This window comes from Burkholderia sp. LMU1-1-1.1 (genome assembly GCF_040675865.1).
In the GTDB taxonomy this organism is placed as follows: Bacteria; Pseudomonadota; Gammaproteobacteria; order Burkholderiales; family Burkholderiaceae_D; genus Rugamonas.
In genome coordinates, this window is record NZ_JBEGHG010000004.1 from 56,519 (window position 1) to 71,712 (window position 15,194).

Annotated in this window: 12 protein-coding genes; 5 read left to right on the forward strand and 7 right to left on the reverse strand. The window is 63.7% G+C overall.

The window, feature by feature from the left end; all coding sequences use genetic code 11:
- The first annotated feature begins 74 nt into the window (after nt 1-74).
- Together MRBLMU1_RS05020 and MRBLMU1_RS05025 are read left to right on the forward strand one after the other, a co-directional pair.
- Entirely contained in the window at nt 75-3,014 is a 2,940-nt protein-coding gene (locus MRBLMU1_RS05020) for a ribonucleoside-diphosphate reductase subunit alpha (RefSeq protein ID WP_363497926.1), read from the forward strand.
- A gap of 96 nt (nt 3,015-3,110) precedes the next feature.
- Complete coding sequence (locus MRBLMU1_RS05025) at nt 3,111-4,226, forward strand: ribonucleotide-diphosphate reductase subunit beta (protein WP_363497929.1); 1,116 nt, start codon at nt 3,111-3,113, stop codon at nt 4,224-4,226.
- 213 nt (nt 4,227-4,439) lie between these two features.
- On the opposite strand, the gene MRBLMU1_RS05030 is transcribed toward MRBLMU1_RS05025, so the two are convergent.
- Entirely contained in the window at nt 4,440-5,918 is a 1,479-nt protein-coding gene (locus MRBLMU1_RS05030) for an FAD-dependent oxidoreductase (RefSeq protein ID WP_363497932.1), read from the reverse strand.
- Nucleotides 5,919-5,999: 81 nt separating this feature from the next.
- On the opposite strand from MRBLMU1_RS05030, the gene MRBLMU1_RS05035 reads away from it, so the two are divergent.
- The 3 genes from MRBLMU1_RS05035 (at nt 6,000) to MRBLMU1_RS05045 (ending at nt 9,122) form a co-directional block, all read left to right on the forward strand.
- Nucleotides 6,000-6,482 carry a MarR family winged helix-turn-helix transcriptional regulator gene (locus MRBLMU1_RS05035; RefSeq protein ID WP_363497935.1) on the forward strand — a complete coding sequence of 161 codons (483 nt, stop codon included), beginning with the start codon at nt 6,000-6,002 and terminating at the stop codon, nt 6,480-6,482.
- A gap of 1,023 nt (nt 6,483-7,505) precedes the next feature.
- Entirely contained in the window at nt 7,506-8,513 is a 1,008-nt protein-coding gene (locus MRBLMU1_RS05040; protein ID WP_414646028.1) for a transcriptional regulator, read from the forward strand.
- A gap of 93 nt (nt 8,514-8,606) precedes the next feature.
- A complete protein-coding gene (locus MRBLMU1_RS05045; RefSeq protein WP_209724583.1) occupies nt 8,607-9,122 on the forward strand; it encodes a YggT family protein in 516 nt (171 codons plus the stop codon).
- 156 nt (nt 9,123-9,278) lie between these two features.
- On the opposite strand, the gene MRBLMU1_RS05050 is transcribed toward MRBLMU1_RS05045, so the two are convergent.
- The 6 genes from MRBLMU1_RS05050 to aroQ form a co-directional block, all read right to left on the reverse strand.
- Nucleotides 9,279-10,217, reverse strand: coding sequence for a carbohydrate kinase family protein (locus MRBLMU1_RS05050; RefSeq protein WP_363497941.1), 939 nt, complete (start codon nt 10,215-10,217; stop codon nt 9,279-9,281).
- A 9-nt stretch (nt 10,218-10,226) separates the two neighbouring features.
- Complete coding sequence (locus MRBLMU1_RS05055; RefSeq protein ID WP_363497943.1) at nt 10,227-11,693, reverse strand: DUF3426 domain-containing protein; 1,467 nt, start codon at nt 11,691-11,693, stop codon at nt 10,227-10,229.
- Nucleotides 11,694-11,701: 8 nt separating this feature from the next.
- Nucleotides 11,702-12,634, reverse strand: coding sequence for a 50S ribosomal protein L11 methyltransferase (gene prmA, locus MRBLMU1_RS05060; protein WP_363497946.1), 933 nt, complete (start codon nt 12,632-12,634; stop codon nt 11,702-11,704).
- Nucleotides 12,634-14,010 (reverse strand): acetyl-CoA carboxylase biotin carboxylase subunit, encoded by a 1,377-nt coding sequence (accC, locus tag MRBLMU1_RS05065; protein WP_090323699.1) that lies wholly within the window; start codon nt 14,008-14,010, stop codon nt 12,634-12,636. Before accC ends, prmA begins: the two co-directional genes overlap by 1 nt.
- A gap of 111 nt (nt 14,011-14,121) precedes the next feature.
- A complete protein-coding gene (gene accB, locus MRBLMU1_RS05070; RefSeq protein WP_209724023.1) occupies nt 14,122-14,589 on the reverse strand; it encodes an acetyl-CoA carboxylase biotin carboxyl carrier protein in 468 nt (155 codons plus the stop codon).
- A gap of 88 nt (nt 14,590-14,677) precedes the next feature.
- Nucleotides 14,678-15,115: a type II 3-dehydroquinate dehydratase gene (gene aroQ, locus MRBLMU1_RS05075; protein WP_363497951.1), complete on the reverse strand. Its 438-nt coding sequence runs from the start codon at nt 15,113-15,115 to the stop codon at nt 14,678-14,680.
- Nucleotides 15,116-15,194: the final 79 nt, after the last annotated feature.

The window sequence follows — 15,194 nt, forward strand, 5'->3', positions numbered from 1 at the left end:
CGCTTCATTTTGGCCTTTTTATTTACAAACATAGCCGCGCAGCACTGACTGCACGCCGTTATCGGGGAGCTTAAATGCAATCTACTCAAGACATCACCATCAATCCAGCGCTGGTACCAGCAGCCGCTGCGAGCACCGCCAGCAGCCAGGTAACGGCCGCCAGCGACCTCGGTGACTACCGCATCATCCGCCGTAACGGCGCGGTCGTCGCGTTTGAACCGTCGAAAATCGCGATCGCCGTCACCAAGGCCTTCCTGGCCGTGAACGGCGGCCAGGGCGCCGCCTCCGCGCGCATCCGCGAACTCGTAGAACAGCTGACCGCCAGCGTCGTGACGGCGCTGGTGCGCCGCCAGCCATCGGGCGGCACCTTCCACATCGAAGACGTGCAAGACCAGGTCGAGCTGGCGCTGATGCGCTCCGGCGAACACGATGTCGCCCGCGCCTATGTCCTGTACCGCGCCAAGCACATGGAAGAGCGCCGCGCGCTCAAGGAAGCGCAAGGCGCCACCACCAAGATCGCCGCCCCGCAAATCCACGTGCTGGAAAACGGCGAGCGCAAGCCGCTGGAGATGGACCGCGTCACCGGCTTGATCAACGCCGCCTGCATCGGCCTGGAAAAGCACGTCGACGCCGACGCCATCGTCGCCGAGACGCTGAAAAACCTGTACGACGGCGTGCCGGTCGAAGAGCTGCACAAGTCCGCCATCCTGGCCGCCCGCGCGCTGATGGAAAAGGACCCGGCCTACTCGCAAGTGACGGCCCGCATCCTGCTGCACACGATCCGCAAGGAAGTCTTCGGCAAGGAAGTCGCGCAGGGCGCGGCCGCCGCCGAGTACATCACCTACTTCCCGCAGTACATCGCCAAGGGCATCGAGAACGAGCTGCTCGACACCAAGCTGGCCGAATTCGACCTGGCCCGCCTGGCCAAGGCGCTGGTCGCCGACCGCGATCTGCAGTTCGGCTACATCGGCCTGCAAACCCTGTACGACCGCTACTTCCTGCACGTGCGCGACGTGCGCATCGAGATGCCGCAGGCGTTCTACATGCGCGTGGCGATGGGCCTGGCCCTGAACGAAAGCGACCGCGAAGCGCGCGCCATCGAGTTCTACAACCTGCTGTCGTCGTTCGACTTCATGAGCTCCACGCCGACGTTGTTCAACTCGGGCACTCTGCGCTCGCAGCTGTCGTCGTGCTACCTGACCACCGTCTCGGACGACCTGGAAGGCATCTACGACGCCATCAAGGAAAACGCGCTGCTGGCCAAGTTCGCCGGCGGCCTGGGTAACGACTGGACCCCGGTGCGCGCCCTGGGCGCCCACATCAAGGGCACCAACGGCAAATCGCAAGGCGTGGTGCCGTTCCTGAAAGTGGTCAACGACACCGCCGTCGCGGTCAACCAGGGCGGCAAGCGCAAGGGCGCGGTGTGCGCCTACCTGGAAACCTGGCACATGGACATCGAAGAGTTCCTGGACCTGCGCAAGAACACCGGCGACGACCGCCGCCGCACCCACGACATGAACACCGCCAACTGGATTCCGGACATGTTCATGAAGCGCGTGATGGAAAAGGGCGACTGGACCCTGTTCTCGCCATCGGATTGCCCGGACCTGCACGACCTGGTCGGCAAGGCCTTCGAAAAAGCCTATCTGGGCTACGAAGCCAAGGCCGCCGCCGGCGAAATCCGCGTGTTCAAGAAGATCGCCGCGCTGGACCTGTGGCGCAAGATGCTGTCGATGCTGTTCGAAACCGGCCACCCATGGATCACGTTCAAGGACCCATGCAACATCCGTTCGCCGCAGTCGCACGTGGGCATGGTCCACAGCTCGAACCTGTGCACCGAGATCACGCTGAACACCGGCCCGGACGAAATCGCCGTCTGCAACCTCGGCTCGGTCAACATGCCGGCCCACATGAAAGAGGGCAAGCTCGATCACGTCAAGCTGCAAAAGACCATCCGCACCGCGATGCGCATGCTCGATAACGTCATCGACATCAACTACTACGCCGTCGACAAGGCCCGCAACGCCAACATGCGCCACCGTCCGGTGGGCCTGGGCGTGATGGGCTTCCAGGACTGCCTGCACATGATGCGCGTGCCGTTCTCGTCGCCGGAGTGCGTGGCCTTCGCCGACACCTCGATGGAAGCGGTGTGCTACTACGCCTACCTGGCCTCGACCGAGCTGGCGGAAGAGCGCGGCCATTATCAATCGTACAAAGGTTCGCTGTGGGACCGCGGCATCCTGCCACAGGATTCCGTCAAGCTGCTGGCCGAAGAGCGCGGCGGCTACCTGGAGCAGGACCTGTCGTCGGCGATGGACTGGACCCCGGTGCGCGAACGCATCAAGAAGTTCGGCATGCGTAACTCGAACTGCGTGGCGATCGCCCCGACCGCGACCATCTCGAACATCATCGGCGTGTCGGCCTGTATCGAACCGACCTTCCAGAACCTGTACGTGAAGTCCAACCTGTCGGGCGAGTTCACCGAGATCAACTCCTACCTGGTGCGCGACCTGAAGGCGCGCGACCTGTGGGACGAGGTCATGATCGCCGACTTGAAGTACTTCGACGGCTCGCTGGCCAAGATCGACCGCATCCCGAACGACCTGCGTGACATTTATGCAACCGCGTTCGAAGTGTCGCCGACCTGGCTGGTGGAAGCGGCGTCGCGTCGCCAGAAGTGGATCGACCAGGCCCAATCGCTGAACATCTACATGGCCGGCGCCTCGGGCAAGAAGCTCGACGAGACCTACAAGCTGGCATGGCTGCGCGGCCTGAAGACCACCTACTACCTGCGCACCACCTCGGCCACCCACACCGAGAAGTCGACCTCCAAGACCGGCGCGCTGAACGCGGTGGCGGTGGACGGCGGCATGTCGGCCAGCGCGATCGCCTCGGCGGCCGCCGCCGCACCGGTGGCTGCCGCTGCTCCGGCGGTCACCGCCGAAGCGGATGGCGAAGCCTGCTACCTGCGTCCCGGCGACGACGGTTTCGAGGAATGCGAAGCTTGCCAATAAGCTTGCGCTGACTAATATATATAGATAGAGAACCGTCCCGGCCCGTCCGGGCGGTTGCTTTTACACCGAATAGACGAATTCAGAAGGAAACACACTATGTCGCTGTCCTGGGACGAAGAAGCCGCACCAGCGGTACCACAAGCTGTCAATCAAGCCGCGCTGGCCACCGGCGAAGCCAACGCCGAGCAGGTCGCGCTGCGCGTCAACGCCGACGACAAGCGCATCATCAACGGCAAGACCGACGTCAACCAGCTGGTGCCGTTCAAGTACAAGTGGGCATGGGACAAATACCTGGCCGGCTGCGCCAACCACTGGATGCCGCAGGAAGTGAACATGCAGCGCGATATCGAGCTGTGGAAGAACCCGAACGGCCTGACCGACGACGAGCGCCGCCTGGTCAAGCGCAACCTCGGCTTCTTCGTCACCGCCGACTCGCTGGCCGCCAACAACATCGTGCTGGGCACCTACCGCCACATCACGGCGCCGGAGTGCCGCCAGTACCTGCTGCGCCAGGCGTTCGAGGAAGCGATCCACACCCACGCCTACCAGTACATCGTCGAGTCGCTGGGCCTGGACGAGGCGGAGATCTTCAACGCCTACAACGAAGTCAAATCGATCCGCGACAAGGACGAGTTCCTGATCCCGTTCATCGACACGCTGACCGATCCGGCCTTCACCACCGGCACCGTGGAAAACGACCAGAAGCTGCTCAAGTCCCTGATCGTCTTCGCTTGCTTGATGGAAGGCTTGTTCTTCTACGTCGGCTTCACCCAGATCCTGGCGCTGGGCCGCCAGAACAAGATGATGGGCGCGGCGGAGCAGTATCAGTACATCCTGCGCGACGAATCGATGCATTGCAATTTCGGTATCGACTTGATCAACACGATCAAGATGGAAAATCCGCTGCTGTGGACTCCCGCGTTCAAGGAAGAGATCAAGCAGCTGTTCCTGAAGGCCGTGGACCTGGAGTACGCGTATGCCGAAGACACCATGCCGCGCGGCGTGCTGGGTCTGAACGCGACCATGTTCAAGGGGTATCTGCGCTTCATCGCCAACCGTCGCGCCACGCAGATCGGTTTGGAGACGCTGTTCGACCAGGAAGAGAATCCATTCCCATGGATGAGCGAGATGATCGACTTGAAGAAAGAGCGTAACTTCTTCGAGACCCGCGTGATCGAGTACCAGACCGGCGGCGCGCTGAACTGGGATTGATTCTGACCGGGATGCCTGAACTCATCTAAATTGATGGGGGGGGCGGGACGCCGTAGTCGGCCATGTATGAACCGCTGGCGGCGCTGCGATGGCCGATTACGCTGCGCTAATCCGCCCTACGTGTATCCGTTGTATTCGTGATGTCCGTGCTGTTCGCGGTGTTCGTGGTTCCCGTTTCAAAAAAGCCCGGCCTTGGTTGCCGGGCTTTTGCTTTTATGCGAACCGTCCGAGGTACGCCTCCAGGCCTTCTTCACCGCTTGCCAGCGCCCCGATGTACCCATCCGGCCGTATCAGCGCCACATCCCCCGCCGCGAACCCGTACGCCGCGCGCAGATGCCCGCCATCGTCGCGCAGCTCGCCGTTCATTCCAACGGTCACTATCCTCAGCCCCTTGCGCGGCGCGATCGTGCCGGCACCGGCCGGCTCGTACCGCAGCAAGGTCCACGCCCCGCCACCCAGCAATGTAAATAAACGTAAAGGCTGTCCCGCCGCCCCGCGACACGGCGCGTCCGGCGCGCGGTCGCCGGCGCGCACGATGGCGTCGTCGCCGCGCGCGTCGTGCGACAGTGGCGACGTCCGATAACCCAGGTCGAGCTGCTGCGTCTCGCGTCCGCGCCGCAGGTCGCCGCGCGTGCGCGCCGCTTCCAGCAGCTTGCTCGACAGTCCCAGCATGCCGGCCGCCACCTCCCGCCGCTCCGTCTCGTAGGTGTCGAGCAGCGCATCCGGCGCGCCGCCCGCCACCGCCGCCAGCTTCCATCCCAGGTTCCACGCATCCTGCACGCTGGTGTTCAATCCCTGGCCGCCGGTCGGCGGGTGGATGTGGGCGGCGTCGCCGGCGATGAACACGCGGCCGACCCGGTAGCGGTCCGCCAGCCGGGAGCTCATCTCGTACACCGAGCGCCAATGCACCGCGTGCACCGCGATGTCGGCGCGGCCGGTGCGGGCGGCGATGACGGCGGCCAGCGCGGCGTCCGAGGTGTCGATGTCGCCTTCGAGCGGCACCGGCATTTGCAGCTGGAACAGATCGGTGCCCATCAGCGGACACAGACTGATTTGTCCGGGACCCTCGCCCCAGCGGTGCCAGGCGTCGCGACCCAGGCCGGTCAGCGACAGGTCGGCCACCATCGCCCGCATCTTCATCGACTCGCCGGGGAAGTCGATCGCCAGCGCCTTGCGCACGAAGCTGCGGCCGCCGTCGGCGCCGACCAGGTAGCGCGCCCGCACCGTCGTCGCGCCGCCGGCCGTCGCCAGTCGCGCGCTGACGCCTTCGCCATCCTGTTCGAAGCCGGTCAGCTCGTGGCCGAAGCGCGGCGCGTGTCCGAGTTCGGCGAGCCTTTCGCGTAGGACGCCCTCGGTCAGATACTGCGGCAGCATCAGCGGCAGGTTGTACGGCTCGGCGGGCGAGGGCGCCATCCCTTCGGTCGAGGGCTGTTCGTCGTAGCCGCCGTCGGCGCGGTATTTGCGCTGCGGCGGATAGAGGCCGCCGGCCGCCACCATGCGGTCGGCCACGCCCAGCGCTTCGAAGATTTCCAGGGTGCGCGGCTGGATGCCTTTGCCGCGCGAGCCGCTGAACGGTCCTTCGATTTTGTCGACCAGCACGAAGTCGACGTGGCGGCGCGCGAGGTCGATCGCCAAGGTGAGGCCGGCGGCGCCGGCGCCGCAAATCAAGATGTCGGTGTTGATAGTGTTCATGGGGACTTCCTTAATATGTGTATGATGCACATATTATTCCGGGTCCAAAAGGCTGTCAATAACTATGTGTATAATGCACATATGAACAAAGATCTCTTCGATACCCACAACGCGCTGCTCGACATCATCGGTTTCATGAGCAGGCCGGAGCCCGACATCGCCCTGATGTCCGAGCTGGAGATGCCGCTCGAGCGCGCGCTGCTGCCACTGCTGGTGCGCATCGAAAGGCGCGGTCCGATCGGCGTGGTGGAGCTGGCCGACCTGGTCGGCCGCGACTACACCACGGTGAGCCGGCAGGTGGCGCGGCTCGACGAACTTGGCCTGGTGGCGCGCCGCGCCGGCGCGCGCGACAAGCGCGTGCGCGAAGCGGAGGTGACCAGGGCCGGCCGCGAGGTCGTCGCCGTCATCGACCAAACGCGCGAGAAGCAGGTCAGCGAATTGATGGCCGATTGGACCGCCGCCGAGCGGCGCGATCTGGCGCGGATGATGAAGCGCCTCGCCGCCGACATGAACGCCTGGGTGCTGCGCCACAAGAGTCCCGACTCCGACGAAGAGTCCGAATAGTCAGATGCGCCGTCGACGCGCGACGCGTCGAACACGCGGCGAGTGCTCGACGACGCCGTCTTCCAAACACATCGCCGAGTACTCGGCCGGCAGCCGCCGACACATCGCCGACGCCTTGTCGACACCTCGCAGAGCACGCGTCGAGCACGCGCCGAACGCTCGCCGACACACATCGTCACGCGCCGCCGCACGCGCCGAACGCAGGCGCGCCGCCGCGCATCGCAGTATTCCGCTTGCCATTCCCCGCACTCTGTCTCATAATCGCGACGAATTTAAAAACAGTGAGCAGCGACGGCGCGCATGCGATGCGCAAGCGCTCTCGAATTCGGAAGATGGTGGCGAGGGACGCGCGGAGATGCCGGCGACATCGCAGACACCCAGGCGGCAATTGGCTCGCTTTGAAGCGCGATTTTTCGGCGCGGCGCTGCAAGCGCATTTTCGAACTCGATTGAGCGCGCACATCGCACCACGATGTCGCAGGCGAGCAAGCGCGAACGGCCACGCGTATGTGAAATGGCGAGCATAAGACGAAAAAAAGCGGGCGAATACTTATCGTGCCGGTTGCGTACCGACAAGGTTTTCGTGTACTTTACGAGATTGAAAATGTGTGTTTATAAAGGTGCGCTTTTTTTGAAGTGCGCACACCGCAGAAATGATCGCGATCACGGGATACAGATTCACAAAGATATGCACAAGACCAAACCGTTTTTGTTCAACCGTCTTTCCTGATTCGGTTCAGGTTGGGCGGTTTTTTGTTTGAAAACAAAAACGGTAGATGGCTGCGACGTAGGTCCCTGGAGCTGAGCACACGCCCGACCACCCGCAAAACGTCGCAACAAGATTTGTATCTGCACGCCGCGCCGGCCACGGACGGCGGACAGATAGATGGCTGAAGCGCTGCACTCGTGAGGGGTTGCAGCAGTTCAGCTGGTGCCGAATTCATTAGCGCAAACAGTGTCCTGTTTGTGCCGATGAATAATTCGCCTGGCCCAATCCGGGGCCGGACGGGTTTAAATCTTGTATGTGAATTTTCCCATCCCCGATGAAGGAGAACTAAAAATGGCAACTGCCGCAAAGAAACCAGCAGCAAAAAAGCCGGCCGCTACTAAAGCCGCCGCCCCAGCGAAAAAGCCTGTCGCCGCGAAAGCAGCCGCCAAGCCAGCAGCGAAAGCCGCCGCCAAACCAGCCGCTAAACCAGCTGTCAAAGCCGCTGCAAAACCAGCCGTGAAAAAAGCAGCCGCCAAACCAGCAGCGAAGCCAGCAGCGAAAGCAGCAGCCAAGCCAGCAGCCAAGCCAGCAGTGAAAAAAGCCGCTGCCAAGCCAGTCGCTAAAAAAGCCGCAGCCAAGCCAGCAGCAAAGCCAGCCGCGAAAGCAGCAGCCAAGCCAGCAGTGAAAAAAGCAGCGGCCAAGCCAGCAGCAAAGCCAGCAGCTAAAAAAGCCGCAGCCAAGCCAGCAGCAAAGCCAGCCGCTAAAAAAGCAGCTGCCAAGCCAGCGGCAAAGCCAGCAGCAAAAGCCGCAGCCAAGCCAGCGGCAAAAAAAGTAGCCGCCAAACCGGCAGCGAAAAAAGCGGCCGCCAAGCCAGCCGCTAAACCTGCAGCGAAAGCAGCAGCTAAACCAGCAGCCAAAAAAGCTGTCGCCGCTAAACCAGCCGCCAAGGCAAAAACGGCAGCCAAACCGGCTGCAAAGGCAGCGGCTAAGCCAGCAGCAAAAAAGCCGGTTAAGGCAGCCGCCAAGCCGGTAGCTGCCAAGAAGCCAGCCGTCAAGGCTGCCGCCAAGCCAGCTGCTAAACCAGCCGCTAAACCAGCAGCCGCCAAACCGGCAGCCGCGCCAGCACCGGCAGCCGCTCCAGCCGCCGCGGCAGCACCTGCTCCGGCAGCCAAGCCAGCTGTGAAAAAAGCCGCCCCTAAAGCGGCCGCACCGAAGAAGGAAGCTGTCGCCAAGCCAGCCGCTCCTGCCGCCGCGCCTGCGGCAAAAACCGTGTTGGCACCGGCGGCCGCATGGCCGTTCCCGACCAGCACGCGTCCATCCTAAGCTAAATACTTAGGTGCCTGCTGAGGCAACCGGCCGCTGTGTGAGACAATCACACAGCGGCTTTTTTTTGGAGGGACCGTGCTTAGTATTGTTATGTTGATTGTCGACGCCATCGCCACCCTGTTGGGCGGGGCGTTGCTGTTGCGCTTCTGGATGCAGGCGATCCGCGTTCGTCCGCCGCAATCGGTGGCCCAATTCACGTTCCAGTTATCGGACTGGCTGGTGCGGCCGCTGCGGCGCATCGTGCCGGGCATGGGCGGCTACGACTGGGCCAGCCTGATCGGCGCCTTCCTGATCGTGCTGCTGGCGACGTCGGTGCTGTTCTTTGCCGGCTGGCCGGCGCAGGCGGTGCTGCTGGCCGCGTTCGAGCGCTTCCTCAAATGGATACTGTACGGCTTCATGGCGCTGCTGGTGGTGGAGGCGATCTTTAGCTGGGTCAATCCGCACGCGCCGCTGGCGCCGTTCGTGCGCGCGCTCAACGAGCCGCTGCTGCGGCCGATCCGCCGCGTGGTGCCGCTGGTGGGCAATCTCGATTTATCGCTGCTGGTGGCGCTGATCGCGCTGCAGATCGCCCAGATTCTGCTGGGCATGGCTTTCAACGGCCGCTGAGTTAAGCCGTCGACGGCTCGTGGCGGATTACGGCGTCCCGCCTAATCCGCCCTACGTGTATCCGGAGCCAGACTCGGCTGTGGACCACGGAGACATGTAGGGCGGATTAGCGTAGCGTAATCCGCCATCTCCGAGCCGCCCGCATCATTCCTACTGTTAGAAGCGGTAGCCGAACGCGGCTTCGAAGCGGTCGGCGATCTCGGCGGCGGTGAGCTTGTGGTTCTGGCCGCCCTTGCTGGCGATCTTGATCGCACCCATCAGGCTGGCCAGGCGGCCGGTCGTTTCCCATTTCCAGCCTTGCGTGATGCCGAACAGCAGGCCGGCGCGGTAGGCGTCGCCGCAGCCGGTCGGGTCGAGCACGTCGGCCACTTTCACCGCCGGGATTTCGATCCGCTGCCCTTTGGTGTAGATCTCCGAACCCTGCTCGCCGCGCGTGACGATCAGCGCCTCCAGGCGGCTGGCGATCTCCGGCAACGTCAGGCCGGTGCGGTCCATCAGCAATTCGATTTCGTAGTCGTTGGCGGTGACGTAGGTGGCCTTGTCGATGAAGGCGATCAGCTCGGCGCCGTTGAACATCGGCAGCTGTTGGCCCGGGTCGAAGATGAACGGGATCTGCAGCTTGGCCAGGTCGGCGGCGTGCTTTTGCATGCCCAGGTGGCCGTCCGGCGAGATGATGGCGACCGCCGCCGCGCCCGCCTTGGCGACGTCGTTCTCGTGCGCGTACGACATGGCGCCCGGGTGGAAGGCGTTGATCTGGTTGTTGTCCTCGTCGGCCGTGACGAAGCATTGGGCGTTGTAGGCGTCCTGCTTGATCAGGATGTTGTCGGTCGAGATGTCGAGCTTGTGCAGGCGCTCGATGTAGGCGGCGTTGTCCTGGCCCATGACGCCGACGATGCGCGGCTCGCCGCCCAGCATCTTGAGGTTGTAGGCGATATTGCCGGCGCAGCCGCCGTATTCCGTGCGCATCGTCGGCGCCAGGAACGAGACGTTCACTTTGTGCAGCTGGTCGGACAGCAGGATGCTGTCGAAGCGGCCCGGGAATTGCAGGATGGTGTCGATCGCGAGCGAGCCGCAGATGATGGAGGTCTGAGTCATGATAGTTCTTTATGGATAGAAGACTGCGATGTGATAGCCGGATGCTTTCAGCTGTTTCAATTCAAAGTACAGTTTGACAGATTGCTCGCTGCGCGGGGCGAATCCTTGTTCCAGCGCGGCGTCGGCGCCAAGATAGTCGCGCGGCGTAAACACGCGGCGCAAAATGGCCTTGTCGTTGGCGTCGTCGAGCACCAGTTCGATGTGCGGCCACGCCTGCGCGGTGGTGCTTTGGTTGCGCAGCAGGGTGGTGAACGAGAACGTGGTCTCGCTCAGGGTCTGCAGTTCGCCTTGCTCGATGACGAGCTCGTCGATCTGGGTCGGCAGTTCGATCTTGCAACCGAGTGTGGCGCAGATGTCCTGCAAGGTCGGCTTGAGCCCCGGGTAGCTGGCGGCCAGCTGGTTGCGGAAGGTGGTCAAGCCTTGCGCCGCCAGCGCGCCCACCAGCAGCAGCGAGCCGACGCCCATGGCGATGGTGATGGTCTTGCCGTAGCGCTCGCGGCGGCGTTCGCGCTTGAGGAAGCCCGGTTCGTTCGGGTCGTCGGCTTCCTCTTCCTCCACTTCCGGTTCCGCCGGCTGGACGCTGTGGACCTCGGCCTGGGGTTCGAAGCGGTCTTGCGACGGGGCGGAGGCGGCGCGCAGCAGCGTGTGCAGCTGGGGCGCGGTGTCGCGCTCCCTGGCTGCGGCGAGCTGGACCAGCGCTTCCTCGTCGGCCTCGTCGAGGTCGTAGCGGGAGTCGGGGTCGAGTGTCGGTTCCTGGCGGTCGGCGGCGCTGCCCGATGGCGCGGCCCGGGCTTCGTGTTCGGCGGCCTCGGCCGCGATGCTTTGCTCCATCAGCGCCAGCTCGGCCGCCAACGCCGCCTCCAGCTCCTCGTGCGTCATCGGCTTGATGTCGAGCGGGTCGTCCGGCGCGGCTTCGGTGGCGGCTGGCGGCTCCGGCTCGTCTTCGGCGGGCCGGGAGTCGGGTTCCGAGGCGGACTCGGGCTCTGGTTCCGGCTCGACCTCAGGCCCGGACTCGATCCAAGGTTCGGGTTCAGGCTGCAAGTCAGGCGCGGGCTCCGGCCCGGCCTGCCATGCCGGCGCGGAGTCCGACCCGACTTCCGGCTCGGCCGCGAAGGCTTCGTCGCGGGCGGCCTCGGCCACCGGCTCGTCGAACCGTCCGGCATCGGCCTCGTCCACCGCGCTGTCGAGTTCCAGCGTGTAGATCGGTTCGTCGCTTGCCGGTTCGGGCGCGCGGGACTCCGGCGCGGCCACGGCTTCATCGAAGGGCGCGGGTGTCTGCGGCGGGGAGTAGGGGGCTTCGGACACAACCGGCGCGAAGACCGGCTGCGGGATGGCGAGCGGCTCGAGCAGAGCCGCGTTGCCGTCGAAAACTTCATTGCAGGAGCCACAGCGCACTATGCCCCCACGTAATTTCAGCTGGTCATGGGCGACCCGAAATATCGTGCTGCAGTGGGGGCATTTAGTGGCGAGCGCCATCGCGGCCGTTAGCGCGGGGCGGGTACCGCATCACTGCCGAGCCGGCCATGCAGGGCGACCCAGCCGTCTTGTTCCGCCCAGACGCCAAGCTGGATGAACGGGGCGTAGGCGGCGGCCACTTCCTCGGCCTGGCGCGCCAGCACGCCCGACAGGATCAGCGCGCCACCGGGGGCGACGCGGCCCGACAGCATCGGCGCCATCAGTTTGAGCGGGCTCGACAGGATATTGGCGACCACGATGTCGAACTTCTGTTCGGCGTGCTTCGACTGGGCGAAGGTGTCCGGCAGGAAGTATTCGATGTCGCACTTGTTGCGTTCGGCGTTGTCGGCGGCCGATTCGATCGCCTGCGGATCGATGTCGACGCCCACCACTTCGCCGGCGCCGACCTTCTTGGCGACCATCGCCAGGATGCCGGAGCCGCAACCGTAGTCGAGCACGGTTTTGCCGGGCGCCGGGTTGGCCTCCAGCCATTCCATGCACAGGCGGGTGGTCGGATGGCTGCCGGTGCCGAAGGCCAGGCCCGGGTCCAGCTCCAGGATCAGGCCGTCGGGGTCCGGCGCCTCGTGCCAGCTCGGCACGACCCAGATGTTCTTGCCGATGTGAATCGGCGCGAACTGCGATTGCGTCAGGCGCACCCAGTCCTGCTCCTCGACCTTGCGCGTGGTGAACTTCGGCAGGGTCGCCAGCTTGATCTGTTCGGCGGCGGCGGCCACGATGGCGGCCTGGTCGTCATCCTCGTTGGTCAGGGCGACGACGCGGCTGTGATCCCATGCCGCTTCGGTCGGTTCCATGCCCGGCTCGCCGAACAACGGGCGCTCCTGGTCGGTGCCCTCGTCGGCGTCTTCCACGGACACCGACAGCGCGCCCACTTCCATCAGCGCGTCCGACAGGGCTTCGGCGTGGTCGCGCGCGATTTCGATGACGATTTCAGTCCAGCTCATTATTGCGCCTTCAAACTCAGTTTGTGCAGGTCCGGCATGTCGGCCAGCTTCTGTTCCAGGTAATGGATGTTGGTGCCGCCTTCGATGAAGCGGGCGTCGATCATCAGTTCGCGGTGCAGCGGGATGTTGGTCGAGATGCCTTCGACGACCATTTCCGACAGCGCGATCTGCATGCGGCGGATCGCCTGCTCGCGGGTGGCGCCGTACGAGATGACCTTGCCGATCATCGAATCGTAGTGCGGCGGCACGTAGTAGCCGGCGTAGGCGTGCGAATCGACGCGCACGCCGGGACCGCCCGGCACGTGCCAGGAGGTGATGCGGCCCGGCGACGGCGTGAACTTGAACGCGTCCTCGGCGTTGATGCGGCACTCGATGGCGTGGCCGGAGAGCATCACGTCGCGCTGGCGGAAGCGCAGTTTTTCGCCGGCGGCGATGCGGATCTGCTCCTGCACGATGTCGATGCCGGTGATCATTTCGGTCACCGGATGCTCGACCTGCACGCGGGTGTTCATCTCGATGAAGTAGAACTCGCCGTTTTCATACAGGAACTCGAAGGTGCCGGCGCCACGGTAACCGATCTTGCGGCAGGCTTCGGCGCAGCGGTCGCCGATCTTCTCGATCAGCTTGCGCGGGATGCCCGGCGCCGGCGCTTCCTCGATGACCTTCTGGTGGCGGCGCTGCATCGAGCAGTCGCGTTCGCCCAGCCAGACGGCGTTCTTGTGTTCATCGGCCAGGATCTGGATTTCCACGTGGCGCGGATTTTCCAGATACTTCTCCATATACACTTCCGGATTGCCGAAGGCGGTGCCGGCCTCGGTCTTGGTCATGGCCACGGCGTTGATCAGCGCAGCCTCGGTGTGGACCACGCGCATGCCGCGACCGCCGCCGCCGCCGGCCGCCTTGATGATGACCGGATAGCCGACCTTGCGGGCGATTTGCACGATCGCCTTTGGATCGTCCGGCAGCGCGCCGTCGGAGCCGGGCACGCAAGGCACGCCGGCCTTGATCATGGTTTGCTTGGCCGATACCTTGTCGCCCATCATGCGGATCGATTCGGAGCGCGGGCCGATGAAGACGAAGCCCGATTTTTCCACGCGCTCGGCGAAGTCGGCGTTCTCCGACAGGAAGCCGTAGCCCGGGTGGATCGCTTCGGCGTCCGTCACTTCGGCGGCGCTGATGATGGCCGGCATGTTCAGATAGCTCAGCGACGAAGGCGCCGGGCCGATACACACCGACTCGTCCGCCAGCTTCACGTATTTGGCGTCTTTGTCCGCTTCCGAGTGGACCACAACCGTCTTGATGCCCATTTCGCGGCAGGCGCGCTGGATGCGGAGGGCGATTTCGCCACGGTTGGCAATAAGGATTTTTTCAAACATGATAGGTTCGCGTATGTCTGTGAGTACCGGAAACCGGCGACGTCAGGTAGAGGAGGGAATGCGGAACAAAGCCGGCGCGCCCGTCACCGACGGGGAGGGCGCGAACCGGACTTAGCCTATCACAAACAGCGGTTGGCCGAATTCGACCGGTTGGCCGTTCTCGACCAGAATCTGGGTGATCGTGCCGGATTTGTCGGCATCGATTTCATTCAACAGTTTCATTGCTTCGATAATGCACAGGGTGTCGCCTTCCTTGACGACGGCGCCCACTTCGACGTAAGCGGCCGAGCCTGGCGCCGACGAACGGTAGAAGGTGCCGACCATCGGCGATTTGACGATGTGGCCGGTCGGTTCGGCGGCGACGGCCGGGGCCGGGGCTGCGGCCGGCGCGGCGGCCGGTGCGGGAGCGGCATGGTATTGCGGCTGCATGCCTTGCGGCTGCATCATCACCATCTGGTTTTGCGGCATGGCCGACGATTTGACGATGCGGACTTTGCTTTCGCCTTCGGTCACTTCGAGCTCGGCGATGTCCGACTCCGCGACCAAATCAATCAAGGTCTTCAGCTTGCGTAGATCCATGTAACCCCCGGAATATCTTGTTATGTAAAGTGTGAACGGCCGCGCCTCGTGGGCGAAACCGCGCTAAGTTGCGCGCAGATCGCGTAGATTAACGCCTTTTAAGGGCGAAGTCGATGGCAAACCGATATCCTTCGATACCTAGTCCGCAGATCGTGCCCAACGCGATCGCGCTCAGGAATGAATGGTGGCGAAACGACTCGCGCTGGTAAATATTGGAAATATGCACTTCAACAAACGGAATGGACACCCCGGCCAAGGCGTCGCGCAGGGCCACGCTGGTATGGGTCAGCCCACCCGGGTTGATGATGATGGCGTCCACGCCTTCCGTCCTGGCTGCGTGGATGCGGTCGATCAGCGCGCCTTCGTGGTTGCTCTGAAAGCAAGACAGCGTTGCGCCGGCCGCCTGGGCCTGGGCCTGGGCGGCTTGTTCTACGTCGGCCAAAGTGCTGGCGCCGTAGACCTCTGGCTCCCGGGTTCCCAGTAAATTGAGGTTGGGGCCGTTGAGCAGTAGGAGGTTTTTTGCCATGGTTCTAGACCGTTTTCCGCGAAAGTTCCGCATTTTGCCGCCAACTGCCGGCATTGGCAAGAGAAAAAAACTCCTGAAT